The organism is Kitasatospora sp. NPDC005856, from assembly GCF_040629945.1.
Taxonomy (GTDB): domain Bacteria; phylum Actinomycetota; class Actinomycetes; order Streptomycetales; family Streptomycetaceae; genus Kitasatospora.
In genome coordinates, this window is the sequence record NZ_JBEXWT010000024.1 from 83,697 (window position 1) to 110,006 (window position 26,310).

25 protein-coding genes and 1 pseudogene are annotated in these 26,310 nt (G+C 73.8%); 21 read left to right on the top strand and 5 right to left on the bottom strand.

The window, feature by feature from the left end:
- Together ABZ449_RS17145 and ABZ449_RS17150 are read left to right on the top strand one after the other, a co-directional pair.
- Positions 1 to 531 (top strand): DUF6114 domain-containing protein, encoded by a 531-nt coding sequence (locus tag ABZ449_RS17145; RefSeq protein ID WP_360346317.1) that lies wholly within the window; start codon positions 1 to 3, stop codon positions 529 to 531.
- Positions 532 to 807: 276 nt separating this feature from the next.
- Positions 808 to 2,049, top strand: a complete 1,242-nt coding sequence (locus tag ABZ449_RS17150; RefSeq protein WP_360346319.1) for a globin domain-containing protein — start codon at positions 808 to 810, stop codon at positions 2,047 to 2,049.
- A 37-nt stretch (positions 2,050 to 2,086) separates the two neighbouring features.
- Here ABZ449_RS17150 and ABZ449_RS17155 read toward each other — a convergent pair whose 3' ends face one another.
- Positions 2,087 to 3,490 carry a selenium-binding protein SBP56-related protein gene (locus ABZ449_RS17155; RefSeq protein ID WP_360346321.1) on the bottom strand — a complete coding sequence of 468 codons (1,404 nt, stop codon included), beginning with the start codon at positions 3,488 to 3,490 and terminating at the stop codon, positions 2,087 to 2,089.
- 96 nt (positions 3,491 to 3,586) lie between these two features.
- On the opposite strand from ABZ449_RS17155, the gene ABZ449_RS17160 reads away from it, so the two are divergent.
- From ABZ449_RS17160 to ABZ449_RS17190, 7 genes and pseudogenes are all read left to right on the top strand, one after another.
- Complete coding sequence (locus ABZ449_RS17160; protein WP_360346323.1) at positions 3,587 to 5,902, top strand: tetratricopeptide repeat protein; 2,316 nt, start codon at positions 3,587 to 3,589, stop codon at positions 5,900 to 5,902.
- Between the two features lie 18 nt (positions 5,903 to 5,920).
- The gene (locus ABZ449_RS17165) at positions 5,921 to 6,892 is read left to right on the top strand and encodes an alpha/beta hydrolase (protein ID WP_360346325.1); all 972 of its coding nucleotides are present in this window, start codon (positions 5,921 to 5,923) and stop codon (positions 6,890 to 6,892) included.
- A gap of 89 nt (positions 6,893 to 6,981) precedes the next feature.
- Complete coding sequence (locus ABZ449_RS17170; RefSeq protein ID WP_360346369.1) at positions 6,982 to 7,776, top strand: fused MFS/spermidine synthase; 795 nt, start codon at positions 6,982 to 6,984, stop codon at positions 7,774 to 7,776.
- Positions 7,777 to 7,886: 110 nt separating this feature from the next.
- The gene (locus ABZ449_RS17175; protein ID WP_360346327.1) at positions 7,887 to 8,435 is read left to right on the top strand and encodes a hypothetical protein; all 549 of its coding nucleotides are present in this window, start codon (positions 7,887 to 7,889) and stop codon (positions 8,433 to 8,435) included.
- A gap of 314 nt (positions 8,436 to 8,749) precedes the next feature.
- Positions 8,750 to 10,135: an MFS transporter gene (locus ABZ449_RS17180; RefSeq protein WP_360346329.1), complete on the top strand. Its 1,386-nt coding sequence runs from the start codon at positions 8,750 to 8,752 to the stop codon at positions 10,133 to 10,135.
- 94 nt (positions 10,136 to 10,229) lie between these two features.
- A pseudogene (locus ABZ449_RS17185) lies at positions 10,230 to 11,006 on the top strand (GAF domain-containing protein); the annotation flags it as partial.
- Between the two features lie 371 nt (positions 11,007 to 11,377).
- Positions 11,378 to 12,841, top strand: coding sequence for a PHB depolymerase family esterase (locus tag ABZ449_RS17190; protein ID WP_360346331.1), 1,464 nt, complete (start codon positions 11,378 to 11,380; stop codon positions 12,839 to 12,841).
- A gap of 191 nt (positions 12,842 to 13,032) precedes the next feature.
- Here ABZ449_RS17190 and ABZ449_RS17195 read toward each other — a convergent pair whose 3' ends face one another.
- Complete coding sequence (locus tag ABZ449_RS17195; protein WP_360346333.1) at positions 13,033 to 13,644, bottom strand: TetR/AcrR family transcriptional regulator C-terminal domain-containing protein; 612 nt, start codon at positions 13,642 to 13,644, stop codon at positions 13,033 to 13,035.
- A gap of 114 nt (positions 13,645 to 13,758) precedes the next feature.
- On the opposite strand from ABZ449_RS17195, the gene ABZ449_RS17200 reads away from it, so the two are divergent.
- The 8 genes from ABZ449_RS17200 to ABZ449_RS17235 all read left to right on the top strand — a co-directional run bounded on the left by ABZ449_RS17200 (position 13,759) and on the right by ABZ449_RS17235 (position 20,076).
- Complete coding sequence (locus ABZ449_RS17200) at positions 13,759 to 15,387, top strand: amidohydrolase (protein WP_360346335.1); 1,629 nt, start codon at positions 13,759 to 13,761, stop codon at positions 15,385 to 15,387.
- Between the two features lie 127 nt (positions 15,388 to 15,514).
- Positions 15,515 to 16,987 (top strand): APC family permease, encoded by a 1,473-nt coding sequence (locus tag ABZ449_RS17205; protein ID WP_360346337.1) that lies wholly within the window; start codon positions 15,515 to 15,517, stop codon positions 16,985 to 16,987.
- 195 nt (positions 16,988 to 17,182) lie between these two features.
- Complete coding sequence (gene rpmB, locus ABZ449_RS17210) at positions 17,183 to 17,419, top strand: 50S ribosomal protein L28 (protein WP_360346339.1); 237 nt, start codon at positions 17,183 to 17,185, stop codon at positions 17,417 to 17,419.
- Positions 17,419 to 17,724 carry a 30S ribosomal protein S14 gene (rpsN, locus tag ABZ449_RS17215; protein ID WP_360346341.1) on the top strand — a complete coding sequence of 102 codons (306 nt, stop codon included), beginning with the start codon at positions 17,419 to 17,421 and terminating at the stop codon, positions 17,722 to 17,724. Before rpmB ends, rpsN begins: the two co-directional genes overlap by 1 nt.
- Positions 17,721 to 18,893 carry a GTP-binding protein gene (locus ABZ449_RS17220; protein WP_360346343.1) on the top strand — a complete coding sequence of 391 codons (1,173 nt, stop codon included), beginning with the start codon at positions 17,721 to 17,723 and terminating at the stop codon, positions 18,891 to 18,893. Before rpsN ends, ABZ449_RS17220 begins: the two co-directional genes overlap by 4 nt.
- 72 nt (positions 18,894 to 18,965) lie before the next feature.
- On the top strand, positions 18,966 to 19,184 hold the full coding sequence (gene rpsR, locus ABZ449_RS17225; protein ID WP_360346371.1) for a 30S ribosomal protein S18: 219 nt from the start codon (positions 18,966 to 18,968) through the stop codon (positions 19,182 to 19,184).
- 10 nt (positions 19,185 to 19,194) lie between these two features.
- Positions 19,195 to 19,359, top strand: coding sequence for a 50S ribosomal protein L32 (gene rpmF / locus ABZ449_RS17230; RefSeq protein ID WP_360346345.1), 165 nt, complete (start codon positions 19,195 to 19,197; stop codon positions 19,357 to 19,359).
- Between the two features lie 189 nt (positions 19,360 to 19,548).
- On the top strand, positions 19,549 to 20,076 hold the full coding sequence (locus tag ABZ449_RS17235) for an NADAR family protein (RefSeq protein WP_360346347.1): 528 nt from the start codon (positions 19,549 to 19,551) through the stop codon (positions 20,074 to 20,076).
- Positions 20,077 to 20,094: 18 nt separating this feature from the next.
- On the opposite strand, the gene ABZ449_RS17240 is transcribed toward ABZ449_RS17235, so the two are convergent.
- The 3 genes from ABZ449_RS17240 to ABZ449_RS17250 form a co-directional block, all read right to left on the bottom strand.
- Positions 20,095 to 20,493, bottom strand: a complete 399-nt coding sequence (locus ABZ449_RS17240) for a hypothetical protein (protein WP_360346349.1) — start codon at positions 20,491 to 20,493, stop codon at positions 20,095 to 20,097.
- Between the two features lie 225 nt (positions 20,494 to 20,718).
- Positions 20,719 to 21,714 carry a WYL domain-containing protein gene (locus ABZ449_RS17245; protein ID WP_360346351.1) on the bottom strand — a complete coding sequence of 332 codons (996 nt, stop codon included), beginning with the start codon at positions 21,712 to 21,714 and terminating at the stop codon, positions 20,719 to 20,721.
- Positions 21,715 to 21,805: 91 nt separating this feature from the next.
- Positions 21,806 to 22,366: a pyridoxamine 5'-phosphate oxidase family protein gene (locus ABZ449_RS17250; RefSeq protein ID WP_360346353.1), complete on the bottom strand. Its 561-nt coding sequence runs from the start codon at positions 22,364 to 22,366 to the stop codon at positions 21,806 to 21,808.
- 337 nt (positions 22,367 to 22,703) lie between these two features.
- On the opposite strand from ABZ449_RS17250, the gene ABZ449_RS17255 reads away from it, so the two are divergent.
- From ABZ449_RS17255 to ABZ449_RS17270, 4 genes are all read left to right on the top strand, one after another.
- Positions 22,704 to 23,519: a class I SAM-dependent methyltransferase gene (locus ABZ449_RS17255; protein WP_360346355.1), complete on the top strand. Its 816-nt coding sequence runs from the start codon at positions 22,704 to 22,706 to the stop codon at positions 23,517 to 23,519.
- A gap of 202 nt (positions 23,520 to 23,721) precedes the next feature.
- A complete protein-coding gene (locus tag ABZ449_RS17260; protein WP_360346357.1) occupies positions 23,722 to 24,387 on the top strand; it encodes a DedA family protein in 666 nt (221 codons plus the stop codon).
- 111 nt (positions 24,388 to 24,498) lie between these two features.
- A complete protein-coding gene (locus tag ABZ449_RS17265; RefSeq protein ID WP_360346359.1) occupies positions 24,499 to 25,179 on the top strand; it encodes an O-methyltransferase in 681 nt (226 codons plus the stop codon).
- Between the two features lie 170 nt (positions 25,180 to 25,349).
- On the top strand, positions 25,350 to 26,249 hold the full coding sequence (locus tag ABZ449_RS17270; RefSeq protein ID WP_360346361.1) for a Gfo/Idh/MocA family oxidoreductase: 900 nt from the start codon (positions 25,350 to 25,352) through the stop codon (positions 26,247 to 26,249).
- Positions 26,250 to 26,310: the final 61 nt, after the last annotated feature.

The following is a 26,310-nucleotide window of genomic DNA, read 5'->3' on the forward strand; positions in this document are numbered from 1 at the left end:
ATGACGGAGTCCGTACCGGAGCCGGCCGACACCGGCGAGGGCGCCGCGGCACGGGCCGAGGGGGTGGCCGCCGAGGGGACGGCGGCCGCACCCGCCCAGGCCGTGGCGGCCCCCGCCACCTCGCCGGCCGCGCGCCCGGTCAAGCGCGACTGGCGGGGCGGGCGACCGTTCTGGGGCGGGCTGCTGGTGACGCTCGGCGGCGCCGAGATCCTGTTCACCCTGAAGGCCCCGCTGCCCGTCATCCTGCACATCGGGATGCAGGGGCTGGCCGGGTACCTGGTGCCGGCGGTGATGATGCTGTGCGGCCTGCTGATCCTGTTCAATCCGGCGCAGCGGCTGTTCTACTCCATCCTCGCGGTGCTGGCCTCGCTGGCCAGCTGGGTCACCTCCAACCTGGGCGGCTTCGTGATCGGGATGCTGCTCGGGGTGATCGGCGCCTGTCTCACCTTCGGATGGCTGCCCGAACAGCCGCTGCGCCAGGGCCGGCAGCGGCGGCTGGATCGCCGGGAGGCGCGCCGGGCAGGAGTCTGACGACGCGCCGGGCAGGAGTCTGACGACGGCGGGGCCCCGGGTCCTGGTGGTGGGAGAGCACCAGGGCGCGGGGCACCCTTCCATCGTCTCCGCCCCGCGCCGGGCCCTCGCGTACCGGCACCTTCCGGGCGGCACCGTCCGCGGTGGCCGAAACCGTCCTGGTCCGCACGCACCAACGCAAGGGGTCGAAGGTCCCGGGTCCGTCCGGGGCGATCGGCCCTTTTCGCGCTCGGTGGCCGGCAGTTGACTGGACAGGACATGGACAACAGCAGCAGCATGAGCACTGGCACCGCCACCGCCACCGCCACCGCCGAGTACGACCGCCTGATCGCCCGCCATCACGCGATGCGCCTGCGACGCCAACTCCTCGCCCCCTCCGCCTCGGGCGGCGGCGACTTCGGGTACGGCGCCTACGGCGAGGACGGCGGCTACGACGGCGCCGCCGACCAGCACCTGATCCGGCGCGACCTCGATCTGATCTCCCCGCTCGCGGACCTGATCGACCACCTCTACGCGGTGATGTTCGGCCGCCGCCCGTACCTGCGGCCGCTCTTCCCCGCCTCGATGGAGTTCCAGCAGCTCCACCTGGAACGGATCTTCCAGCACCTGATCGACCACCTCGACCGCCCGGCCGAACTTGAGCAGACGCTCCGTCAACTCGGCCGCGACCACCGGAAGCTGGGAGTCCGGCCGGTGCACTACGAGGCCTTCGAGGAGGCCCTGTGCGCGGCCGTCCGGCACCGGGCCGGCGAGCGCTGGACCGAGGAGCTGGAGGGCGCCTGGGTGCGGATGCTGCGCTTCGCCGTCGGCGCGATGGTGGCCGGCGCCGACTCCGCGCTCACCGAACCGCCGTACTGGCACGCCGTGGTGACCGGCCACGAGCGCCGCCGGCCCGACCTCGCCGTGGTGCGGGTGCGCACCGGCGAACCGTACCCCTACCGGGCCGGGCAGTACGGCACCGTCGAGCATCCGGCGCTGCCGCACACCTGGCGGCAGTACTCGATGGGCTGCGCCCCGCGCGCCGACAACGAGCTGGAGTTCCACGTCCGCCGCACCGGCCCCGGCGGGGTCAGTGCCGCCCTGGTCGGGCACACCGCCGTCGGGGACCGGCTGCGCCTCGGCCCGCCGCGCGGCAGCCTGCTGCCCGACAGTGACCCCCGCGACCTGCTGCTGGTCGCGGGAGGCACCGGCCTCGCCCCGATGAAGGCGATCGTCGAGGAGCAGGCCGCCCATCGGCCGACCGGCCGCCGGGTCCACCTGTTCGTCGGCGCCCGGGACCGCGCGGACCTCTACGACTGGCAGGCACTGGCCGAACTCGGCCTGCACAAGCCGTGGTTGACCGTCACCCCGGTCACCGTCGGCGAGCTCGCCGACACCGTCGCCTCGGCCGGCGACTGGCGCGAGCACCTGGCCTGCGTCACCGGGCCGGTCGGCATGGTCGGCTCCGTCCGCACCCGGCTGACGGCGGCCGGACTGCCGTCGGCGCAGGTGCGGTTCGACCAGGCGCTGTACCGGTGACGCCGGCGGGACGGCCGTCGGCACCACCGGTGGTGGCTCAGCGGAAGCAGTAGGAGTCGGAGGAGGCGTCGCCGCCCGCCAGGTGGGTCTGGTGGACGCGCAGTCCCCGGAAGTCGGCGCCGTGCGGGAAGAATCGCTCGTCGACGCTCAGCCCGCCGGACTCGGTGTCGGCGTCCAGCTTGACCATCCAGGGCTCGATGCCCTCCGGGTAGAACTGGTCGTCCCAGGCGCCGTAGAGCGAGTTGGTGAGGTAGAGCCGCCGGCCGTCCCGGCTGATCTCCACCATCTGCGGCGCCCCGCTCAGCGGACGGCCGGGCTCCGCCGGGTGCGGGGTGCGGGCGGCGACGCCGCCGAGCCGCACGGAGCCTGCCAGGCGGGGGTGGAACGGGTCCGACACGTCGTACTGGAACAGCTCGCCGGTGCCCCACGCCGACACGTATAGCCAGCGGTCGTCCACCGACAGGTTGATGTCGGTGACCAGCGGCGGCACCGCGCCGAACGGCTGCAGCGCGGGCGGCAGGTCCTCGGCCTTGGCCGGCTCGGCGGGGATCTCGATCACCTTGCGCGCGGTGAACGCCGGCCCGTCCCGGTACCAGAGCCAGACCGAGGAGGAGAGGTCCTCGACGTTGGTGACCACGCCGACGAAGCCCCACTCCGCCTGCGGGTCGTGCGCCGGGCGCAGCTCCAGCACCATCTGGTACTGGTCGCCGAGGTCCACCCGCTGGAGGTGGCGGCCGGAGTCCAGCTCCCAGAAGTGCAGGGCGTGGCCGTACTTGCGTCCGAGCAGGAGCTCCGGCACCACCCCACCCTCGACCATCGACGGGGTGCCCCACTCGCTGGTGATGCCCACGTTGGTGCCCAGGTGCCACCAGACGTCGTAGGCGAAGTGCTGCGGACCGCGCTCGGTCTCCCAGGCGCGCAGCACGTCGAAGGTGGTGTGGTCGAGCAGCGCCACCCCGCCCGGCCCGTCCTCGCCCCCGGCGCCGCCGAGGCAGGAGAGGAAGACGCCGTCGGGGCCGCAGTGCAGGGTGTGCGGGCGCGAGTAGCCCGCCTTGGCGGCCAGCTCCTCGGCCTCGATCGTCTTCACCAGCCGCGGGCGGACCGGATCCGGCCGGGTGTCCAGGACGTGCAGCCGGGAGGAGCGCAGCCCGGGCAGCAGCAGGAAGCGCCGCTCGGGGTTCTCGTGGCAGGCGTGGGCGAGGGCGCTGGAGCAGGCGTTCCAGCCGAAGTGGTGCAGTTCGTCGCCGAGCGTGGGCAGTTCGGCGAAGTTCAGGACCTTCCCGTAGCTCGCCGAGTCCGGATCGGTGTCGACGCTCAGCAACGCGTCCGGCCGTTCCCCCGACCGGTCGAAGCCCGCCACGTAGGCCAGCTTCTCCGGCGGAGCGGCGATCGCCTCGGCGGCCGAACGGTAGAGCGACGGATCGGTATGCCCGTGCTGCATGCAAACTCCCCAACTCGCCTGGTCTGTCCCGGAAGCGTTCCACAGAACCACCGGCGCACAGCAGGCGCACAAGGGGCGGACGGCTACGCTGGCGGGGTGCACAACAGCATTCGCGGGGGGACCTTCCACGCCCCGGTCGTCCAGGCGGACACCGCACACGTGACGGTCCCCGCCCGGCCGCCGACGATCGCGGGCCTGCCGCCGCTGACCTCCGCCTTCACCGGCCGGGACCGGGACGTCGTGGAGCTCCGGGCGGCGTTCGTCTCGGACGGCCCTTCGACGGTGACGGTCACCGGTCTCGGCGGCATCGGCAAGACGACGCTCGCGATCGCCGTCGGCCACGCGCTGCTGGACGCCGGCCACTTCTCCGCGGCCTTCCTCGTCGACCTCCGCGGCTACGACGAGACCCCGGTGGAGCCCGGGCAGGCGCTCGACACCCTGCTGCGCGCCTTGGGCGTCCCGGCGGAGCACATCCCCCCGGACCCGGAGACCCGCGCCGCCCTCTACCGGGACCGGCTGGAACGGCACGACGGCGGCGTCCTGGTCATCGCCGACAACGCCTCCGCCGCCGACCAGGTCCGGCTCCTCCAGCCGCCGTCCGCGCGCCACCGCCTCCTGGTCACCTCCCGGGAGACCCTCCCCAGCCTCGGTGCCCGCCTCCACCGCCTCGGCGTCCTCGACGCCGAGGCGGCCACGGCCCTCCTCGACGCCGCCGTCCGCGCCGCCCGGGCCGACGACGACCGCGTCACGGGGGACCCGGCATCCGCCCGGCGGATCGCGAAGCTCTGCAGCCACCTCCCGCTCGCCCTGCGGCTCGCCGCCGCCCAGCTCGTCCTCGACCCGCACCTGGGCCCGCACGAGCTCGCCGACGACCTGGCCGACCGCGCCGCGCGGCTCGACCTCCTGGACGACGGCGAGGTCGGCATCCGCATCGTGCTCGACCGCTCGCACCGGCGGCTCACCGAGCCGCAGGCCGAACTCTTCCGGCTCCTGGCCCTCAACCCCGGCCCCGACGTCTCCACCGAGGCCGCCGCCGCGCTGGCCGATGCGAAGGTTCGCCAGGTCCGCTCCCGGCTCGCCCGGCTCGCCGGCAGTGCCCTCGTCGAGCAGAGCGCGGGCGGCGGACGCTGGTACCTCCACGACCTGGTGCGCGACTACGCCCTGGAGCAGACCGGTCGTTACCCGGCGGACAGTGGGACGGCCCTGCAGCGCCTGCTCGTGTACTACGCGGAGACGGCCGCGGCCGCCGACGAGGAGATCGAGGCGCTCCCCGGAAACCCGGGTCCCGGTCGCTTCCCCGACCGAGCCGAGGCCCTGGCCTGGCTGCGGCAGGAGCGGGCCAACCTGGTCGTGTCCGTGCGTCTGGCCGCGGCGATCGGCCTGCCCGCGGTGGCCCTGCGGCTGTCCGCGTTGCTCGTCGGCCGTCTGGTCCGGTGGTCCCGGAGCGATGACGCCGTCGCGGTGGCGACGGCGGCGCTGTCCTCCGCCCTCGCCGTCGGGATCAGGTCCGCGGAGGCGACGGCATGGAGGGACCTCGGCCTCGCGCAGGGCAGGGCCCGCCGGTTCGAGGAGGCGATGGAGGCCCTGCTCACCGCCGGCGACATCTTCCGGGAGCTCGACGACCCCCAGGGAGAGGCCGTGGCCTACGCGAGCCTCGCGGAGGTCCTGTCGAGTCTGATCCAGCCGCAGGCGGCGATCGAGGCGATCCGCTACGCCCTCGGCCTCGTGCGCGGCCGGGGCCACCGACGGCTGGAAGCCCAACTGTCCGTCAACCTCGGCGTCCTGCTGCTCGACGAGGAGCGGATGGACGAGGCCCACGAGGTGCTCCGGCAGGCGATCACGGACTTCCGGGCCCTCGGCGACCGGCACGGCGAGGGGATGTGCTGGGGCTACGTCGCCCAGATCCTCAGCTTCCGGCGCTGTTACACGGAGGCGGTCGAGGCCCATGAGCAGGCGCGGACCGCCTGCCGGGACACCGGTGACCGGCACAGCGAGGCACTGGTTCTGGGCGATCTCGGCGTCACCCTCGCCCGGGCCGGCCGGGTCGGGGACGCGGTGGAGGCACACGAGCGGGCCGGCCGCCTGCTGGGGGAGACCGGTGACCGCGAGGGGCAGGGCCTCAGCCTGTACAACCTCGGCATCGCCCTTCGGGGCGCGGGGAGGGCGGACGACGCCCTGACAGCCCTCCGACGGTCCATGGCCGTCTGGCGGGAACTCGGCGACCGCGTCCGAGAGGCCAACACCTGGAAAGCGTTCCAAGCCGTGTTCGAGGACCTCGGCCGACGCGAGGACGCCGACGAGGCCGGACGGCAGGCGGAGCGTGCCTACGCCGACGCCTACGCCTCGCTCTCCGAAAGCATTGCGATCATCACATCCCGGCAGGTCGGCGATGCCGGGGAAGAGCAGGGCTGAACCAGTACAGTCAGCCCCATGGAGTTCCGTGAAGACATCCTGGGTGCCCCCTACGAGGCCGCCGAGCTGACGCTGCGGCCGGACGACGAGGGGGCGGTGTGCGCGACGCTCGTCCGCCGGCCGGTGCCCGGGGCGGAACGGGCCGTGCTGTACATCCACGGGTACAACGACTACTTCTTCCAGACCAACCTCGCGGACCACTACACCGCGCTCGGGTTCTCCTTCTACGCCCTCGACCTGCGCAAGTACGGCCGCTCCCTGCGCCCGCACCAGTCGCCGAACTTCGTCCGCGACCTCGCCGAGTACGACGAGGAGATCGACGAGGCCGTCCGGATCATCCGCGAGCTGGACGGGCACCGGCAGCTGCTGCTGAACGGGCACTCCACCGGCGGGCTGATCGGAGCCCTGTGGGCCGGCCGCCGGGCCGGGCGCGGCCTGGTGGACGGACTGTTCCTCAACAGCCCGTTCCTGTCGATGCCGGCCGGGCCCGCGGTCCGCACGCTCGGCGGGCCCGCCGTGACGGCGATGGGGCGGCTGGCGCCGACCCGCGTCCTGCCGTCCGCGCTCAACCCGCACTACACCCACAGCCTGCACAAGGACCACCGGGGCGAGTGGGACTTCGACCTCACCCTCAAGCGCCCCGAGAGCTTCCCGCTGTACGCGGGATGGCTGTCGGCGATCCACCAGGGGCACCAGCGACTGCGGCGCGGGCTGGGCATCGACGTGCCGGTGCTGCTGATGGCCTCGACCCGGTCCATCTCCACCACCAAGTGGCACAACGCGCTGCACCACGCCGACGCCGTGCTGCGCGCCGACGACATCGCCGCCCAGGCGCCGCGGCTGGGCCGGCACGTCACCGTCGTGCGGATCAAGGGCGGCATGCACGACCTGGTGCTGTCCGGCGCCGACGCCCGCGCCGAGGTGTTCGCCGAGCTGGACCGCTGGCTGGCCGCCTACCTCGACGTCGAGGCCGTCGGGGAGCACGCGTGACCTTCCAGCACGACGGGCACGACGAGCACGACGAGCAGGACGAGCCCCTGCCGGTAGGACGGCGGACCGACCTGGGCTTCGCCAAGCTCATGCCCGACCTCGACCGGGACGGCGGCTGGCTGCTCACCCTGGACGGCACCCCGCAGTCCTACGTCGACCTCGCCGACCCCACCCACCTGGAGTTCGAGTACACCCGGCGCCTCGGTCACCTCGCCGACGCCCTCGCCCCCGCCGGGCAGCCGCTGGACGTGCTGCACCTCGGCGGCGGGGCCCTCACCCTGCCCCGCTACCTGGCCGCCACCCGGCCCGGCTCCCGGCAGCGGGTGGCGGAGGTGGACGGGCCGCTGCTGGAGCTGGTCGCCGAGCGGCTGCCCTGGCAGGGCCCGGGCGCGGACATCACCGCGACCGTCGGCGACGCCCGCGCGGCCCTCGCCGAGGCCCCGGCCGGCTCGCAGGACCTGGTGATCGCCGACGTCTTCCACGGCTCGCGCACCCCCGCCCACCTCACCTCGGTGGAGTTCCTGCGGCTGGCCGCGGCCGCCCTGCGCCCCGGCGGCTGCTACGCGGCGAACCTGGCGGACGGCCCGCCCCTGGCCTTCGCCAAGGCGCAGGCGGCGACGGTGCGGGCGGTGTTCCCGTACGTGTGCCTGGTGGCGGAGGCGCCGGTGCTGCGTGGCCGCCGGTACGGCAACATCCTGCTGGCCGGTTCGACGGAGCCGCTGCCGGTGGACGAGCTGACCCGGCTGCTCGCGGGCGACATCTTCCCGGCCAGGCTCACCGACGGGGACGACCTGGCGGAGCTGGTCGGCCGGACCGCCCCGGTCACCGACGCCGAGGCCACCGACTCCCCGCCCCCGCCGGACGGCGCGTTCAGCATCGGCTGAGGCCGCGCCGCGCCCCGTCGCGCCCCGTCGCGGCCCCGCCGCCGGAAAACCGCTGGTCCGTCCCCGCCCGCCGCCGGTAGCGTGCGGGGACGATCCGGGGAGGCGAGACGATGCGGCCGCTGCTGCTGGTGGACGTCGACGGGCCGCTGAACCCGTGCGCGGCGAAGCCCTACCGGAGGCCCGAGGGCTACGAGACCCACCGGCTGATGACACCCCGCTGGGAGGCGGCCGAACGCCGCCGGCTCACGGCCTGGGGCCTGCCCCACAAGGCGCCGAAGCCGCTGCGGGTCTGGATCAACCCGGCCCACGGCCCGGCCCTCGCCGCCCTGCCCTTCGACCTGGTGTGGGCGACGACGTGGCAGGAGGAGGCCGACACCTTCATCGCGCCCCTGCTCGGGCTTCCCGCCCTGCCCCACATCGCCTGGTCCGAACCGCGGCCCGAGCCCGACGGCGGGGTGTTCTGGAAGACCCCGCAGATCGTCGACTGGGCCCGGGGCCGCCCCTTCGCCTGGGTCGACGACCTGATCACCGACGCCGACCGCGCCTGGGTGGCAGCCCACCACCCCGGCCCGGCCCTCCTCCACCACATCGACCCGAAGACCGGCCTGACGGCGCCCGACTTCGCCCACCTGGCGGCCTGGTCCGACGGGCTCGGCTGATCTGGAGCCGCGCACCCGCTCCTTCCCGGAGGAGACGGCGTCGGCCGGCCGGATCGCCGGGGCTCTCGACGTGGCGGCCCCGGGTGGACAGTCCCAGCTCGCGCATGGCGCTCTGCCAGCCGCGTGCGCGGTCGTCGCCGACGCCGGAGCCCGGCCGGGGCCGACCCGTGCCCGCCGACGGGCGGCCGGTGGCGGTGAACCACACCGTCCCGCCGGGAACTGTGGATCAGCCCCCCATATGCCCGTGAACTGCGTGTTCCTACGGTGTGGCGCGACATCCCTCCACCACCACCACGCGGAAGCGGTGACCCCTCATGGCCAGCTCCACCCTCGCCGAAAACGGCACGCCACCCGTCGGCCGACCAGCGGCACTGCGCAGGGTCGTCGCGGCCTCTCTGATCGGCACCACCATCGAGTGGTACGACTACTTCCTGTACGGCTCGGCGGCGGCACTGGTCTTCGGGCACGTGTTCTTCCCCAAGGCCGACCCGCTGACCGGCACCCTGCTGTCCTTCCTGACCTATGCGATCGGCTTCGCCGCCCGGCCGCTGGGCGCCCTGGTGTTCGGGCACTTCGGTGACCGGATCGGCCGCAAGAAGCTGTTGGTGCTGAGCCTGCTGCTGATGGGTGGCGCGACCGCGCTGATCGGCTGCGTCCCGAGCTACGACAGCATCGGCATCGCGGCACCGATCACCCTGACCGTGCTCCGGCTGGTGCAGGGCTTCGCGCTGGGCGGCGAGTGGGGCGGCGCGGTGCTGCTGGTCTCCGAGCACGGCGACCCCAAGCGGCGCGGCTTCTGGGCGTCCTGGCCGCAGGGCGGGGCCCCGGCCGGCAACCTGCTCGCCGTGGGTGTCCTCGACCTGATGACCTTCGTCCAGAGCGACGAGCAGTTCCTCGCCTGGGGCTGGCGCGTTCCGTTCCTGCTGTCGGCGGTGCTGGTGATGGTCGGCCTGTGGATCCGCCTGGCCGTCGACGAGTCCCCGGTGTTCAAGGAGGCCCTCGCCAAGGCCGAGCAGCGCAAGGCCGAACAGAAGAAGGTCGAGCAGCCGCCGCTGCTCGCCGTGCTGCGGCACCACTGGCGCGAGGTCCTGGTCGCCATGGGCGCCCGCATGGCGGAGAACATCTCGTACTACGTGCTCACGACCTTCGTCCTGGCCTACTGCGTGGGACACCTCAAGCTCGACAAGCAGACCGCGCTGAACGCCGTGCTGATCGCCTCCGCCGTGCAGTTCGCGCTGATCCCGCTGTTCGGAGCGCTCTCCGACAAGGTCGGCCGCAAGCCGGTGTACCTGGTCGGCGCGGCCGGTGTCGGTCTGTGGGCGTGGGCCTTCTTCGGCCTGCTGGACACCAGGTCCTTCCCGGCGGTCCTGATCGCCGTCACCGTGGGCCTGGTCTTCCACAGCGCGATGTACGCCCCGCAGGCGGCGTTCTTCTCCGAGATGTTCGCGACCCGGATGCGCTACTCCGGCGCCTCGATCGGCGCCCAGTTCGCCTCGGTCGCGGCCGGCGCGCCCGCGCCGCTGATCGCCACGGCCCTGCTGAAGGACTACGGCAGCTCCACCCCGATCTCGGTGTACGTCAGCCTCGCGGCCGTCATCACCCTGGTGGCGGTGCTGTGCGCCCGGGAGACCCGCGGACGCGACCTGGCCGCGCTGGAGGAGGACGACGTGCGGGCCGCCCCGACGACCAGCGGGGTGTGATCCCGCCCCACCACCCGACGAACGCGCAGGCAGGACCCGGCACGCCGGTCCTGCCTGCGGTGTCCCGACCCCGACAGTCGGACGGATCCCGCCCGTGCCCGACCGACCCGCGTCCATCAGCCCGTACGTGGGCCGACTCCTCGACCTGCTGGCCGAGGACGGTCCCGCCGAGGAGTACGGCCGGCTGCTCACCCGGGCCCGAACCGCCGGGGCCGACGACCTGGCCGAGCTGGAGCAGGCGACCGTGGCCGCGCTGCGGGTGCGCCGCACGCTCCGCCGGCACCGTCGGCGCGAGCGGGAACTGACGGCGCTGTTCGACACCGCGAGCGACCTGGCGGCCCTGCGGGACCTGGACGCCGTCCTGCGAGCCATCGTCCGGCGGGCCCGCACGCTCCTCGGCACCGACACCGCCTACCTCACGCTCCCCGACCACCCGAACGACCACCGCTTCCGCCACACCGCCGACGTCGACGAAGGAGTCCGGGAGGAGGGACTGGTGGCGATCCTCGGGGTGCCCCTGTGCCTCGGGCGCACCGGGGGCTCCGGAACCGAGGTGATCGGCGTGCTGTTCGCCGCGGACCGTTCCCCGCGGTCCTTCTCCAGCGACGAGGTGGCCCTGCTCTGTTCACTGGCGGCCCACGCGGCCATCGCCGTCGACACCGCGCGGGCGAGCGCGGGCACCCGGGCGGCGCTGGCCGAACTCGCGGAGGCCAACCGGGCCGTGCTGGCCCACACCGCGGCGGTGCAGCGGGCGGAGGAGACCCACGACCGGCTCGCCGATCTCGTGCTCCGCGGTGGCGGCCTGTCCGGCGTCGCCGGGGCCCTCGCCGAGCTGCTCGGCGCACCGATCACGATCCACGACCCCGACGGCCTGCGCCTGGTCGAAGTCGCCGACGGCGTCACCCTCGACCGGCTGCACGCCGCCACCGAACCGCCCGTCCGCACCGACTGACCGTCCGACACCCTCGATCACCGTCCGCCGCTCCATGGCACTCGGCGCGGACGGTTCGGGCACCGACTGCCCCCCCGGGTCGGGGCCCGTGGTGTTTCCGCGAGCGCGGACGCGTGTGGAGCACCGGCACATGGCGGACGGGTCAAGGGTGGATTTCGCCTCCATTTCCGGAGGCCGTGGCGGGCCGCATGATGCACGTCACAGCCCCGTACCGGTCCGGACGGTCCCACCCGTCACGGCCGGCTCCGGCGGGAGCTGACGGTCATGCCCCACCCCACCCAGGAGCCCCCATGACTCGCTCGCCCGGCACACCCCGCACGAGAGGCGGCGTGCGCCGCTGGATCCCGGCCGTCACCGGCGCGCTCGCGCTCGCCGCCGGTCTGCTGACGGTCGGCGCCCCCACCGCCTCCGCCGCAAGCCTGACCCAGGTCACCGGCTTCGGGTCGAACCCCGGCAACCTGGCCATGTACGAGTACGCGCCCGACGGCCTGGCCACCGGCCGGCCGCTGGTGATCGCCCTGCACGGCTGCCTGCAGAGCGCCTCCGACTACCACGGCCACTCCGGCTGGGCCCAGTTCGCCGACCAGTACGGCTTCGCGGTGGTGTACCCGCAGACCAACTCGACGAACAACGTGCTGAGTTGCTTCCGCTGGTTCGACTCCTCGCAGAGCACCCGCGGCAAGGGCGAGGCGCTGTCCGTCAAGCAGATGGTCGACAAGGCGGTCGCCCAGTACGGCAGCGACCCCAGGAAGGTCTTCGTCACCGGACTGTCGGCGGGCGGCGGCCAGGCCGCGAACCTGCTCGCCGACTACCCGGACGTCTTCGCCGGCGGCGCCGTCGACTCCGGCCTGCCCGCCCAGTGCGCCACCGCGCAGGGCGGCGCGAGCGGCTGCCAGAACAGCAGCCAGAACCTCAGCCCGAAGCAGTGGGGCGACAAGGTCCGCAACTCCTACCCCGGCTGGACCGGTTCCTACCCGCGGGTCGCGATCTGGCACGGCACGGCCGACACCACCGTGCGGCCCGTCAACGGCACCGAGCTGCGGGACCAGTGGACCGACGTCCGGGGCATCTCCCAGACCCCCTCCAGCACCCGGAACCTCACCGGCGGCACCACGCTCACCTCCTACAACGACCCGGACGGCAAGCCCGCCGTCCAGCTCTACTCGATCTCCGGCATGACGCACGGCCTGGCCGTCAACCCCGGCTCCGGCACCGGCCAGTGCGGCGCGACCGGCAGCTACTACCTCGACACGATCTGCTCCAGCTACTACACCGCCGCCTTCTGGGGCCTCGACGGCTCGGGCGGGACCACGACGCTGCCCGCCCCGACGGGTGTGTCCGTCACGGGCACCACCGACACCACCGCGACGCTGGGTTGGTCGCCGGTCGGTGGTGCGGCCTCCTACGACGTCTACCGGGGCGGCGCGAAGGTGGGTTCGGTCACGGGGACGGGCTTCACCGACAGCGGTCTGACCGCGGGCACCGGCTACTCCTACACGGTCGCGGCCGTCGACTCCGCCGGCACCGCCGGGGCCCGGTCCACCGCCGTCACCGCCACCACCACCGGCTACACCCCCCGGTGCTTCACCGCGAACAACTACGACCAGGTCGGCGCCGGCCGCGCCCACACCAGCGGCGGTTACACCTACGCCAACGGGTCCGACCAGAACATGGGCCTGTTCAACCTCTTCACCACCCACACCCTCAAGGAGACCGCCGACGGCTACTACGTGATCTCCGACAGCGGCTGCTGACCCGCTCCGCTGCCGCCCAGCCCGCCCAGCCCGGCCGGACGGACGGGGCGGGCTTTCGCCGGGAATCTCCGCGGTGGCGCAGACCGTGGCCGGACCCCCGGGGGCGGTGGCGAAGGCGGTCCCGGCCGGTCCGTTCCGGAACCGGCCGGTGGTCGGCGGCAGAGCCGCGGGGAGGTGGCGGGTGAGGCTGGTCAGGGGGCCAACAGGGTGCGGTAGCCGGCGAGTTGGGCGCGCAGGCCGAGTTCGAAGGCCTGGTCGGCGCGGGCCGGGCGGCTAGGCAGTGCGGCCAGGGCGCCCGCGAGGTGGGGAGTGGCGGTCTGGTCGACCAGGTCGATCATCACGGAGGGGGCGACCAGGTCGAGCGCGGAGCCGAGGACGAAGGACTCCAGCGCGGTGATCACCGACAGGGTGGCCTTCTCGGCGAACCCGGCGTCCCGCAGCACCGCCACCGCGCGGTCGTACATCACGTGCAGGAACGGCTCGGTGAGCGGGGCGGTGGCCAGCAGTGACACGAGGCCGGGGTGCGCGGCGAACGCGTCCCGGTAGGAGTGGGCCCAGGCGGTGAGGGCCGGCTCCCAGGGCTGGTCCCAGTAGTCGCCCTCGGCGATCGACGTGCACAGGTCCTCGCGGAGCAGGGCGATGATCCCGGCCCGGCCGTCGACGTGGTGGTACAGCGCGGACGGCCGGACGCCGAGCGCCGCGGCCAGGGCGGGGATGGTCAGGGTGCCGTGGTCGTCGACCAGCCGCAGCGCCGCCGCGGCGATCCTGGTGCGGTCGAGCAGCGGAGTGCGTGGGCGTGCCACTGGTTCCCCCGGGGTTATCGAAACGTAATTGAATTAAGTTCAGTAGAACTCTTCCGGCTCCCGCCGGTCCGGGTCCAAGATTACCGAACTCAGTTCAGTTACCGCGGAGCGCTCATGATCACCCACGCCTCGGCCGATCTGCTGTTCACCGGTGGCACCGTCCACACCGGCGACCCCGACAACCCCCGGGCCACGGCCGTAGCCGTGACCGCGGGCATCGTCACCGCCCTCGACGCCGACGCCCTCGCCCAGGCCGGGCCCGGCACCGAGCACGTCGACCTGGCCGGCGGGGCCCTGCTCCCGTCGTTCGGCGACGGCCACGTCCACCCGATCATGGGAGGCCTCGGCCTGAACGGCGTCCCCGTCCGGGGCCTGACCTCCGTCGAGCAGATCGTCGCCGCCGTCGCCGCGTACGCCACCGAACACCCCGACACGGAGTGGATCCAGGGAGACTCCTTCGACCCCTGGCTCGCCGAGGACGGCCGCTTCGACGCCCGCTGGCTCGACGAAGCCGTCCCCGACCGGCCCGTGGTCCTGCACTCCATGGACCACCACACCCTGTGGGTCAACAGCGAGGCCCTGCGCCGGGCCGGCCTCACCGCCGAAACCCCCGAACCCGCCGACGGCGTCATCGTCCGCCGACCCGACGGCGCCCCGCTCGGCACCCTGCGCGAATTCGGCGCGATGGCCCCCGTCACCGCGCTGATCCCCGAACCGACCCTGGAGCAGCAGGTCGAGGCGCTGCTCGCCGCCACGCGGCTGCTCGCCGCGGCGGGCGTCACCTGGGTCCAGGACGCCTGGGTCGAACCCCACCAGGTCGAACCCTGGATCGCCGCCGCCAGCAGCGGCCGGCTCTCCGTCCGCGCCAACCTCGCGTTCCTGCTGCAACCCGAGCACTGGCGCGAACAGCTCGACGCCCTCCCGGAGTTGCGCGCCCGGGTCGAGCGCGGGGCCGCCGGGCGGGTCACCGCGCACAGCGTGAAGTTCTTCGCCGACGGCGTCATCGAGTCCGGCACCGCCGCCCTGCTCCAGCCCTACACCGACTGCCCGCACTCGCACGGCGTCGCCAACTGGGGCCCCGAGCAGCTCGCCGAGGCCGTCGCCGCCGCCGACCGGGCCGGTTTCCAGGCGCACATCCACGCCATCGGCGACGCCGGCATCCGGCAGGCCCTCGACGCCGTCGAGGCCACCGCGACGCGCAACGGCCCGCGCGACCGGCGCCCCGTCCTCGCCCACGTCCAACTGCTCGACCCCGCCGACCTGCCGCGCTTCGCCGCCCTCGGCGTGATCGCCAACTTCGAACCGCTGTGGGCCCAGACCGACCCGCTGATGACCGAACTCACCATCCCCCGGATCGGCCCCGACCGCGGTCGCCACCAGTACCGGATCGCCGCCCTGCTCGCCTCCGGCGCAGCCGTTTCCTTCGGCAGCGACTGGCCCGTCACCCGGTACGAGCCGCTGGCCGGCCTCGCCACCGCCGTCACCCGGCAGACCCCCGCCGGCCTGCCCGCCGAGGGCTGGCTCCCCGAGGAGCGGATCACCACCGCCCAGGCGCTCGCCGCCTACTCGGCGGGCGTCGCCCACCAGGCCTTCGAGGACGGCCGGTGGGGAGTGATCCGCCCCGGCACCCGCGCCGACCTGGTCCAGCTCGCCGCCGACCCGTACACCGTTCCGCCCGGGGGTCTGGCGTCCACCCCCGTCCTCGGCACCTGGCTGGGCGGCACCCGCACCCACACCGCCTGAACGGCCCGCACCCGTCCCTCCCGTGCGGCACCCCGACACCGCCCGAACGACACCCTCACTCCTCCTGTACGGCACCCCGACACCGCCCGAACGACACCCCACACACCTGTTCGAAAGGCCATCGAGGATGACCCTCCCCACGCAGCAGACCGCCAGAGGCGGACCCGCGACCGGTGACCCCACCCTGGAGCGCGGCGTCCTCGGCGTCGGCGACATCGTGTTCTTCGTGGTCGCCGCCGCCGCACCCCTCACCGTGATGGCCGGCGTCGCTCCGTTCGCGATCTCCTTCGGCGGCATCGGCGCCCCGCTCGCCTACCTCGCCATCGGCGTGGTCCTGGCGGTCTTCGCGGTCGGCTTCACCGCCATGACCCGGCACATCCGCAACGCCGGCGCCTTCTACTCGTACATCACCCGCGGCCTGGGCAAGCCCGCCGGACTCGGCGCCGCGATGCTCGCACTGTTCTCCTACAACGCCATCCAGATCGGCATGTTCGGCGCGTTCGGGTACTTCGCCCGCACCACCGCCGACGACCTGCTCGGCCTGGACCTGCCCTGGTGGCTGTGGGCGCTGGCCGGTGTCGCCGTGGTCTGGCTGCTCGGCTACCGCTCCATCAACCTCGGCGCCAAGGTGCTCGCCGTCCTGCTGCTCGCCGAAACCGGCATCCTGCTGCTCCTCGCCGTCGCCGTCCTCGCCAAGGGCGGTGCGCACGGCATCGGCCTGGACTCGTTCGCCCCGAGCAACGCCGCCAACGGCGGGATGGCGGGCGTCCTCGGCCTCGCCTCCGCCGCGTTCATCGGCTTCGAGGCCACGGCCATCTACCGCGAGGAGGCCCGCGACCCCGACCGCACGGTGCCCCGCGCCACCTACCTCGCCATCGCCTTCCTCGGCCTGTTCTACACCTTCATCACCTGGATGATCATCCAGGCCGTCGGCAGCGAGAACGCCGTGCAGGCCGCCACCGACGACCCCGCCGGCCTGTTCTTCACCCAGATGACCGCCTATGTCGGCTCCTGGGCCACCGACATCCAGCGCGTCCTCATCATCACCAGCCTGCTCGCCGCGCTGCTCGCCTTCCACAACACCATCACCCGGTACGGGTACGCCCTGGGCAGCGAGCGCGTCCTTCCCCCGGCGTTCGCCCGGATCCACCCCCGGCACCGCTCCCCGTGGATCGGCGGTGCGATCCAGTCCGTGCTGGCCGCCGTCTGCGTGGCGGCCGCCGCCCTGGCCGGCGCCGACCCCTACACCCAGTTCTTCCTGTGGGTGAACTCGCCAGGCGTGGTCGGCATCCTGCTCCTCCAGGCCCTCGCCGCGTTCGCCGTGTTCGCCTTCTTCCGCCGCGATCCCGCCGCCGCGCACGGCACGTCCGCCCTTCGCACGGTCGTCGCCCCGCTGCTCGCCGGCCTGCTGTTGATCGGTGCCACCGCACTGGTCTGCTGGCGCCTCGACCTGTTCACCGGTGCCTCGTCCGTCGTCAACTGGTCGCTGATCGCCGCCGTTCCCGTGGTGTTCCTGCTCGGGGTCGCCCTCGCCCTGCGGATCCGTGCCCGGCGCCCCGAGCAGTACGCGCGGCTCGCCTCCACCCGGATCGAGAGCTGACGCCCCCGTCCCTGGCCGGCCCGCGGCCCGGTGTGCCCCTCGGCGCACCGGGCCGTGCCGGCTGCCGGTGCTCCATTGTGAAATGAAATCCATTTTCATCTAGGCTAGGGTGGGTCACGCCTCCCGGGGACATCGCGCCGATCCCGGGAGCGTGACCGTCCGCCTGCCCGCCCGATCCGCAACGGAGCCGTTCCCATGTCCGCTCACTGCCAACTGACCGGCCGCAAGCCGTCCTTCGGCAACGCGATCTCCCACTCGCACCGCCGCACCCGTCGGCGGTTCGACCCCAACATCCAGCGCAAGCGCTACTGGCTGCCCGGCGAGGGCCGGTTCGTGCGCCTGACGCTCAGCGCCAAGGGCTTGAAGACCGTCGACGCCATCGGCATCGAGACCGCCGTCGCCCGCATCCGCGCCCGGGGGGAGAAGGTCTGATGGCCAAGCAGAGCAGGATCGCCAAGAACGAGCAGCGGCGTGCGACCGTCGCCCGGTACGCCGAGCGCCGGGCCGAGCTGAAGCGGGTCATCGCCCAGCCGTCCAGCACGCCCGACGAGCGAGCGGCCGCCCGACGGGAACTGGCCCGCCAGCCCAGGGACGCCGGCGCCACCCGGATCCGCAACCGCGACAGTGTGGACGGCCGCCCGCGCGGCTACCAGCGCGCCTTCGGCCTCTCCCGGCTCAACCTGCGCGCCATGGCCCACGCCGGGCAGCTGCCCGGCGTGCGGAAGTCGAGCTGGTGAGCACGGTGCCCGAACACGTCAGGCTCCCGGTCGTCGTGGTGGCCGGGCTGCACCGCGCGGAACGCCGCCGCGCCGTCCAGGAGTTGCTGGACGGCAGCGTCAACGGGGTGGTCCTCCATCACGATCTGCGCGACGCCGGCCGTGGCACCGTCCGCCGCGAACTGCGCGACGACAACGGTGTGTACGACACCTCCGAGCTCCCACTGACCAACGACTGCGCCTGCTGCGCCCTACGCGCGGACCTGCTGCCCGAGCTGGCCGGGATCGCCGAGGCCGGGCAGCACGGGCTGGCGATCGTCGAGCTGTGGGGCGGCAGCGACCCGCATCCGGCGGTCGAGGTGATCGCCGGCGGCGAGGTGGACGGCCGCCCGACGGCGGAGTTCATCGAGCCGGCGGGCGTGGTGGTCGCGGTCGACCCCGACCGGCTGCTGGGGGAGCTCTCCGTCCCGGACACCCTGGCCGAGCACGGCGAGCAGACCTCGCCCGACGACACCCGTACCCGCGCCGAGGCACTCGCCCACCAGATCGAGTACGCCACCACCGTCGCCGTCGCCCGTGGCGGTGAGGCCGGGCTGTCGATGCTGCGGCAGCTGCACCCGACCGCCCGACGGGTCCTGCTCGGCACCGGCGAGCTGCTGCGGGCGGCGCTCGGCGGCTTCGACGTGGCAGCGGCCCGCGACCGGGTGAACCCGGCCCTGGCGCTGCTGCCGCAGCCGGCCGACTCGGCGGGGGTGGCCACGCTGCTCTGGGAACGGCGGCGTCCGCTGCACCCGGGCCGGCTGTACGAGGCGCTCGAGCTGCTGGTGCCGGCCGCTCAGCGCAGCCGGGGCCGGTTCTGGCTGGCCAACCGGGGCGAGCTGATGCTCGCCTGGGACGCCGCCGGTGCCAATCTCGCGGTCGAGGAGTGCGGGCCCTGGCTGGCCTCGCTGCCGGACGCCGCCTGGGAGCTGTACCCGCCCGCCCGCCGGGCCGCCGCGGCCCTGGACTGGCACCCCGCCCACGGTGACCGCGTCCAGCAACTCGTCTTCACCGCCGAGGGCCTGGACGTCGACGGGATCACCGAACTGCTCGACTCCTGCCTGCTCACCGACGCCGAACTGCTGGCGGGGGAAGCCGGCTGGAAGGCCCTGCCCGACGCCTTCGAGGGCCTGCTCGAACCCGTCTCCTGAACGACCGTACGAAGGAACCGACATGGCCAAGCGCCCACCGGCGGACGTCCGGCCCGTCCGCGCCGGAACCCGCTGATCGAGGCGGGCATCACCTCCATCGACGACAAGGACACCGATCTGCTGCGGAGGTTCGTCTCCGACCGCGGCAAGATACTCCCCCAGCCTTCGGCCGGGAGGTGCCCCCATCGCCGGGTCACCCGGCTGACCATCCGTCAGCAGATGGCGATGGCACGGGCGATCAAGAACGCCCGCGCCATGGCCCTGCTGCCCTACACCTCGACCACCCGATAGGAGCGGTCCCATGGCCGTACCCAAGCGCAGGACGTCCCGCAGCAACACCCGGCACCGCCGCGCCCAGTGGAAGGCGAGCGCGCCCCGGCTTGTGCCGATCACCGTCGACGGGCGCGAGCACCTGGTGCCGCGCAACCTGGTCCGCGCGTACGAGCGCGGGCTGATCCAGCCGTGAGCGTGGGGGCCGCAGCGCAGGCGCCGCGGCCCCGCAGGCTTCTCCGGTCGGCTGCGTTCGGCGGCGGTCAGGACTGTCGGACGGGCGGCGCGGGCGGGGGCCAGGGCCGGGCCCGGCGGGGAAAACCGGTTGCGGGGGCCGGGGCGCGCCTGACACGGTGCGGGTCTCCGCGACACCCGTGAGGTTCCCATGACGATCCACTTCTACGGCGCCGACGAAGTCCCCTACGGATGCTTCTCGAACTTCTCCGATCACGGCTTCGACCTCGACGGGGTCCGGTGGCCGACCTCGGAGCACTACTTCCAGGCGCAGAAGTTCAAGGGCACCCGTCACGCCGACCTCGTCCGGCGTGCGCGCACGCCGCTGCGGGCCGCGGAGCTGGGCCGTGACGCGTCGAGGCCGCTGCGGAGGGACTGGGAGCGGGTCAAGGACGACGTGATGCGGCGTGCGGTGGCGGCCAAGTTCCGTGCGCACGCCGACATCCGTGGCATTCTGCTGTCCACCGGTGACGAGGAGATCGTCGAGGACACCACCACCGATCACTACTGGGGTCGGGGCAGGACCGGGACGGGCAGGAACATGCTCGGGCGGATCCTGGTGCGCACCCGTCACCGGTTCCGCGCCGAACTCGCCGAAGCCTCGGCCCGCACCGGGCGGGCGGTCGCCGGCACCCCGTTCCCGCCGGCCGGGGCCGGCGGCGGCACCGCGCACCGGTAGCGCGCATGTGACGAACCGTCACCGATCCAGTTCGGGGTAGTAGCCACGCTGGTACGTCGACAGATCGGAGACGGCGAGCTGCGCCGCGCCCCGGCAGATCACGCAGACGCGGCGCCGGTGGCACGCGGGGCACTTGACCCGCCCGTGGGTTGCGTCGGGTCGCCAGCCGCGTCCGCCGCACTCGTGGCACCAGCCCAGGCCGTCGCACTCGTAGCACAGCACGAACCCGGCGGTGACGGTCTCGGCCGTGCGCACCGGGTCCGGCCGCTGGAACTCCTCCGACTCGTACAGGGCCATCGCCGGTGTCCGCCCGCTGAACCGGAGGGTGGGCACGTGGTCGACCGCGCGGACCTCGATGCCGCAGCCGTCGCGGCGGCCGGCGACGAGGAGACGGGGCGCCCCGCCGGTGTCCTCCACTGACGTCGCGACCTCCCAGCCCGCCGAGTCGAGCAGGGCGGCGGCGCGGGACGCGGCCTCGGCGGCGGTGACGTCCGCGGGGTGCTCTCCCGTGAAGCCGCCGGGCGGTTCCGCTCGCTCCCGGGATCCTATGCGGCGTCCGTCCCCCTGAGCCCGTGTTCGCGGAGCGCGGGTTCACGCGGCCCGTGTTCGCGAACGGCCGGCCGGTCAGGGTCGGTTCGCGGGCTATGGGCGGGGTGGGCCGTCGGTCCCGCTCGGGTGAGGACGGGTGTAGAGCGCGGCGGCGCGGCGGGTGGCTTCGGCCAGGCGGGCGCGGAGTTCGGGCGGGTGGAGGACCTCGGCCTCCGGGCCGAGGCGCAGGAGTTCGAAGTAGCCGATGTCCCAGGTCTCGACCGGCAGGGTCACGGTGACCCAGCCGTCGGCGTCCGGGGCGCCGGCGGTGGCGAGGGCGTCGGCGGCGACGGTCGGTTCCAGCAGGACGGCGAGGTTCCCGACGGCGAGCGGGCTCAGCCGCACCAGGGCCCGTTCGCGCAGCATGGCGCGGGTGAACTCCCTCGCGGCCGCGGCCCAGTGGTCGGCGAGGTCGAACTCCGGGTCGCGGTCGAACCGTTCGTCACCGGCCTCGGCGGTCTCGAAGCGGCCGACGCGGTACGAGCCGAACCGGCCGGACGCTCCGCGCGCCACGACGTACCACTGCCCGGCCTTCAGGACCAGGCCGTACGGCTCCAGCCGCCGGTCCCGGGTGCCGCCGCGGGCCGCGTAGCGGGCGTGGAGCACCCGGTCCTCCCACACGGCACGCGACACCTCGGTGAGCAGCGCAGGGGTCTCGGCGTCGCGGAACCAGGCCGGTGCGTCGAGGTGGAAGCGCTGGACGGCGGCCGCGGGGGCGTCGCCCAGGGCGTCGGCGACCTTCAGCCGGGCGGCGAGGGCCTGCCCGGCCAGGCCCATGGCGTGCAGCGGGCCGGGAAGCCCGGCCAGGTGCAGGACTTCCGCCTCCGCGCGTTCGAGGCCGGTGAGGCGGGTGCGGTAGCCGTCGACGAGCCGGTAGCCGCCGCCGCGGCCGCGTTCGGAGTACACCGGCACGCCGGCCTCGACCAGCGCGGCGACGTCCCGCTGCACGGTGCGCTCGGAGACCTCCAGCTCGAGCGCGAGTTCCGCGGCGGTCATCTCCCGCCGGGTCTGGAGGAGGAGCAGCAACGCGATGGTCCGGCTCGCCCGCACGTCGGTCCCCCGGTCGTCCGTCGTGGTCGCGCGCCCGGTGGTCCGAGGGCGGCGCCGGCACCATTCTCACGGGTGGGTCCGACAGGCGGGCTTATGTCCCGTCGGTCCCGTCCGTCCCGTCGGTCTCGTCCGTCTCCCCGACGAGCTTGGCGTAGTCGGGGGCGAACACGGTCATCCACTGCGGGTGCAGCCGGTAGTAGACCACGTCGTTGTCCCAGTCGAAGGCGTCGGCGCCGTAGAAGTCCTGGAAGTACGCGAGCAGGTCCGGCCAGTCGGCGGCCGGTTCGCCGTCGTGGGGGTTGAGGATCTCCACGGTGCCGTGGGTGAACACGCCCAGGTCCTCCCCGCGCATGTGCGCGACGCTGGCGGCGGGCCGGGCGGCGAGGTGCCGGGCCTTGGCGGCGCCCCGCGCGGTGCCGAAGTGCCACTTCCCGTGCAGGAAGTGCCCGTCCGCTCCGCTGATCCGCGGCTCGCCCTTGGCCGTCACGGTGGACAGCGCGAGCGTGCACATGCCGGTGAGCACGTTGGTGAGCTGCTCGGCCGTGAGCGTGCGCTCGCTGCTGATGATCGACCGCAGGTGCGCCGTGGAACGGGAGAGCGAGGTGTCGAGGAGGTCCTGGAGGCGGCGCAGCTCGTCGGGTGTTTCGCGCATGGGGGTCCTTTGTCCGTACGTCGTGATCGCGGTGCGTCGTCCCGGCCGGCGTTATTACGACGCCGCCCGGTGACACCACTGTCCCTGCTGAACCCGACATCCCCTGTCGTGTTTCTCCGGCGAGTTCCGCGCCCTTCTGCCGCCGGATCCGCCCCCTTGCGGTGGTCGGCGCGTCGGCGCGAGGGAAGGTGCGGACGGGGTGTCAGAATCGGCGGGTTCATGCCCATGACGGGAACGCCGTGGGAACGCCGTGGGAACGCGGGAACGCGGTGGGAACGCGAGAACGCGGCGGGAGCGTGACGGCTGCGTGGCGGGACGACGTCCGAAGGAGCGAGCGATGGGTGGCGGCGGAGTGCGGCCGGAGCTGGGGCAGGTGCCGGAGACGGCGCTGTGGACGCTGTGGCACCGGGCGGTGGAGGCGCGGCGGCCGGACACCGTGCTGCCCGACCCGAAGGCGGTGGAGCTGGTGGGCCGGATCGACTTCCCGTTCGCGGCGCGGTTCGGGGAGAACGCGCTGGTGAGCCAGCTCCAGGCGCTGCGGGCGGCCTGCTTCGACCGCGAGGTGTCCGACTTCCTGACCCGCTGCCCGCGCGGCACCGTGGTCGGGCTCGGGGACGGCCTGGAGACCCAGGCCTGGCGGGTCGACAACGGGCGGGCGGGCTGGCTGTCGGTGGACCTGGCCGAGACCGCCGGGCTGCGGCGGACGCTGCTGCCGCCGGACGAGCGGCGCCGGATCGTCGCCCACTCGGTCACCGACCCGGGCTGGATGGACGAGGTGGACCCGGCGAACGGGGTGCTGATCAGCGCCGAGGGGGTGCTGATGTACCTGCGGCCGCGGGAGGTCCGCGACCTGATCGCGGCCTGCGCCGAGCGCTTCCCCGGCGCGGCCATGGTGCTGGACGCGGTGCCGCGCTGGTTCAGCCGGCGGGCCGTCGAGGGCAAGCTGCGGCACGGGCACTACCAGGCGCCGCCGATGCCGTTCGGGATGGACGCGGACCAGCGCGGTCTGCTGGCCACGGCGCACCCGCGGGTCACCGACGTCCGGGAGGTGTACCCGGAGGGCGGGCGTCCGCCGCTGAGCGCCCTGCTGCCGATCGCGCGCTGGATCAAGCAGCGCCCGTCCGTGGTCGCGCTGCGTTTTGCCGAATCTTGAAGAAACGCTGGTCAACCTGGAACCATGGTCCCGGGGCGTACGTCGTAACCACGGGTGATCGGTCGGGGGGACAGGCCGCCCGGCACGTTAGGCTCGCTCCGGGGGAGCGGCCTGGGTGCCGCCATCGGACGAACTGCCGGGACGGGCACGCGGCTCCAAGGGGGAGAGCGGCCGGTCCCGTCCTGCCACGGAGGGACTGGCCTTGCACATCGACGCCTGGATCGAAGGGATTCCGCCGACGGCGGTGTACGCCGTAGTCGGTCTGATCATCGGCCTGGAGTCGCTCGGTATCCCGCTCCCCGGCGAGATCGCCCTGGTCACGGCATCCCTCATGGCGGTCAAGGGCGTGGTGAGCCCGTGGGGCGTCGCCATCTGCGCGATCGCCGGCGCGATCATCGGCGACTCGATCGGTTACTCGATCGGCCGCAAGGGCGGCAAGCCGCTCTTCGAGAAGCTGGGACGCAAGTTCCCCAAGCACTTCGGCCCGTCGCACCTCGCCACCGCCGAGCGCTCGTTCCACAAGTGGGGCATGTGGGCGGTCTTCTTCGGCCGGTTCATCGCCCTGCTGCGCATCTTCGCCGGTCCGCTCGCGGGCGCGCTGAAGATGCCGTACTGGAAGTTCCTGATCGCCAACGTGCTGGGCGGCGTGGTCTGGGCCGGCGGTACGACGCTGCTGGTCTACAAGGTCGGCAAGAGCATCGAGCCCTGGCTGGCCCGGTTCTCCTGGGCGGGCCTGGGGGCGGCGCTGGTGATCGGCCTGCTCTCGGCCTGGATCATGAAGCGCCGCGCCGCCAAGACGCACGCCAAGATCGAGGCGGAGGAGGCGGCCAAGGCCGCCGCCGGGGCGAAGGAGCCGGTCGCCGACTGACCACCCCATGCGGATCGGGAGACCGGTCGTCCACAACCACCCCCGTGGTGTCCTCGGGCCCTCGGAGTAGCATCGGTCGGGTACTGCCGATCTTGCACTCCGGAGGGCCCGATGTCTTCGCAGCCGACCTGGGACGCCGTGGACACCTACTTCTCCGAGCGGCTGGTCGGCCACGATCCGGTGCTGGAGCGGGCCACGGCAGCCGCCGACGCGGCCGGGCTGCCGAAGATCGCGGTGGCCCCCAACCAGGGCAAACTGCTGCACCTGCTGGCGCTGACCCAGGGCGCGAAGCGGATCCTGGAGGTCGGCACGCTCGGCGGCTACAGCGCGATCTGGCTGGCCCGGGCGCTGCCCCCGGACGGCACCCTGCTCACCCTGGAACTCGACCCCCGGCACGCCGAGGTCGCCCGGGACAACCTGGCGGCCGCCGGGCTGGCCGGGGTCGCCGAGGTACGGGTGGGCCGGGCCGCGGACTCGCTGGCCGAGCTGGTGGAGCAGGTGGAGCAGGGCGCGGAGCCCTTCGACCTGGTCTTCATCGACGCCGACAAGCCGAGCAACCCGGAGTACTTCCGCCGGGCGCTCCAGCTGACCGGGCCGGGCTCGCTGATCATCGTCGACAACGTGGTGCGCGGCGGAGCCGTCGCCGACGCGGCCAGCACCGACCCGGGGGTGGTCGGCACCCGGGCGCTGCACGATCTGATCGCGGCCGAGCCGAGGGTCACCGCGACCTCGGTGCAGACGGTCGGCAGCAAGGGCTACGACGGCTTCACCCTGGCCCGCGTCAAGGGCTGAGCCCTCGCCCGCCCGCCCGTACTCGCCCGCGCTCGCTCGTGCCGACCACCGGGGACCACTCGCGCTGCCGGGGCCCACTCGCGCTGCCGGGGCCCACTTGCGCCGCCGGGGTTCACCGGCGCTCACCCACCACTCGCGCCCACGGGCGCTCATCGGAGAACGGAGACATCGTGCGGATCGGACTGCTGGGAACCGGCCCCTGGGCGGAGCGGGTGCACGCGCCCGTCCTGGCCGAGCACCCCGGGCTGGAGTTCACCGGCGTCTGGGGCCGCCGGCCGGAGGCGGCCGAGGCGCTGGGCGCCGCGCACGGCGTGCCCGGGTACGCGGACCTCGACCGGCTGCTGGCAGAGGTGGACGCGGTCTCCATCGCGCTGCCCCCGACCGTGCAGGCGGGTCTCGCGGTGCGCGCCGCCGAGGCCGGCTGTCACCTGCTGCTGGACAAGCCGGTCGCGCTGACCGTGCCGGACGCCAAGGCCGTGGCCGAGGCGGTGCGCGAGCACAAGGTCGCCTCGGTGGTCTTCTTCACCGTGCGCTTCGGCGGCGAGCAGATCCCGTGGATCGAGCGGCAGGCGGAGCTCGGCGGCTGGTTCACCGGCCGCTCGGACTGGCTCGGCTCGGTGTTCGCCCCCGGCAGCACCAGCCCGTACGCGGCCTCGCCGTGGCGGGTGGAGAAGGGCGCGCTGTGGGACGTCGGCCCGCACGCGCTGTCCGTGCTGCTGCCGGTGCTGGGCGACGCGACGCAGGTGACGGCGACGGCCGGACCGCTGGACACCGTGCACCTGGTGGTGCGGCACGCCGGCGGTGCCTCCAGCACGCTCGCGCTCAGCCTGACCGCGCCGCTCGCGGCGGGCGGGACGGGCATGGAGCTGCGCGGCGAGCACGGCGTGGTGGAGCTGCCCCCGCGCGGTGAGGGCCCGGTCGCGGCCCTGCACCGGGCGCTGGACGCCCTGCAGGCCTCCGCCGCCTCGGGCGAGCCGCACCCCTGCGGGGCGGACTTCGGCCTGCGGGTGGTCGAGATCCTGGTCGGAGCCGAGCGCTCGCTGGCGAGCGGCGGGCCGGTGGCGGTCTGAGGCGGCGGTCCGAGCGGTCGACGCGGCGGGGCCCGGTGCGGAGGTGGTAGCGCACCCGGCC

Excerpts from the sequence above, each read along its gene's own strand:
- ABZ449_RS17265 (WP_360346359.1), top strand. The coding sequence starts at position 24,499 with ATGTCTTCGCAGCCGACCTGGGACGCCGTGGACACCTACTTCTCCGAG.
- ABZ449_RS17250 (WP_360346353.1), bottom strand. The coding sequence starts at position 22,366 with ATGCGCGAAACACCCGACGAGCTGCGCCGCCTCCAGGACCTCCTCGAC.
- ABZ449_RS17205 (WP_360346337.1), top strand. The coding sequence starts at position 15,515 with ATGACCCTCCCCACGCAGCAGACCGCCAGAGGCGGACCCGCGACCGGT.
- ABZ449_RS17190 (WP_360346331.1), top strand. The coding sequence starts at position 11,378 with ATGACTCGCTCGCCCGGCACACCCCGCACGAGAGGCGGCGTGCGCCGC.
- rpmB (WP_360346339.1), top strand. The coding sequence starts at position 17,183 with ATGTCCGCTCACTGCCAACTGACCGGCCGCAAGCCGTCCTTCGGCAAC.
- ABZ449_RS17235 (WP_360346347.1), top strand. The coding sequence starts at position 19,549 with ATGACGATCCACTTCTACGGCGCCGACGAAGTCCCCTACGGATGCTTC.
- ABZ449_RS17255 (WP_360346355.1), top strand. The coding sequence starts at position 22,704 with ATGGGTGGCGGCGGAGTGCGGCCGGAGCTGGGGCAGGTGCCGGAGACG.
- ABZ449_RS17175 (WP_360346327.1), top strand. The coding sequence starts at position 7,887 with ATGCGGCCGCTGCTGCTGGTGGACGTCGACGGGCCGCTGAACCCGTGC.
- ABZ449_RS17200 (WP_360346335.1), top strand. The coding sequence starts at position 13,759 with ATGATCACCCACGCCTCGGCCGATCTGCTGTTCACCGGTGGCACCGTC.
- ABZ449_RS17180 (WP_360346329.1), top strand. The coding sequence starts at position 8,750 with ATGGCCAGCTCCACCCTCGCCGAAAACGGCACGCCACCCGTCGGCCGA.
- ABZ449_RS17170 (WP_360346369.1), top strand. The coding sequence starts at position 6,982 with ATGCCCGACCTCGACCGGGACGGCGGCTGGCTGCTCACCCTGGACGGC.
- rpsN (WP_360346341.1), top strand. The coding sequence starts at position 17,419 with ATGGCCAAGCAGAGCAGGATCGCCAAGAACGAGCAGCGGCGTGCGACC.
- ABZ449_RS17150 (WP_360346319.1), top strand. The coding sequence starts at position 808 with ATGAGCACTGGCACCGCCACCGCCACCGCCACCGCCGAGTACGACCGC.
- rpmF (WP_360346345.1), top strand. The coding sequence starts at position 19,195 with ATGGCCGTACCCAAGCGCAGGACGTCCCGCAGCAACACCCGGCACCGC.
- ABZ449_RS17165 (WP_360346325.1), top strand. The coding sequence starts at position 5,921 with ATGGAGTTCCGTGAAGACATCCTGGGTGCCCCCTACGAGGCCGCCGAG.
- ABZ449_RS17145 (WP_360346317.1), top strand. The coding sequence starts at position 1 with ATGACGGAGTCCGTACCGGAGCCGGCCGACACCGGCGAGGGCGCCGCG.
- ABZ449_RS17155 (WP_360346321.1), bottom strand. The coding sequence starts at position 3,490 with ATGCAGCACGGGCATACCGATCCGTCGCTCTACCGTTCGGCCGCCGAG.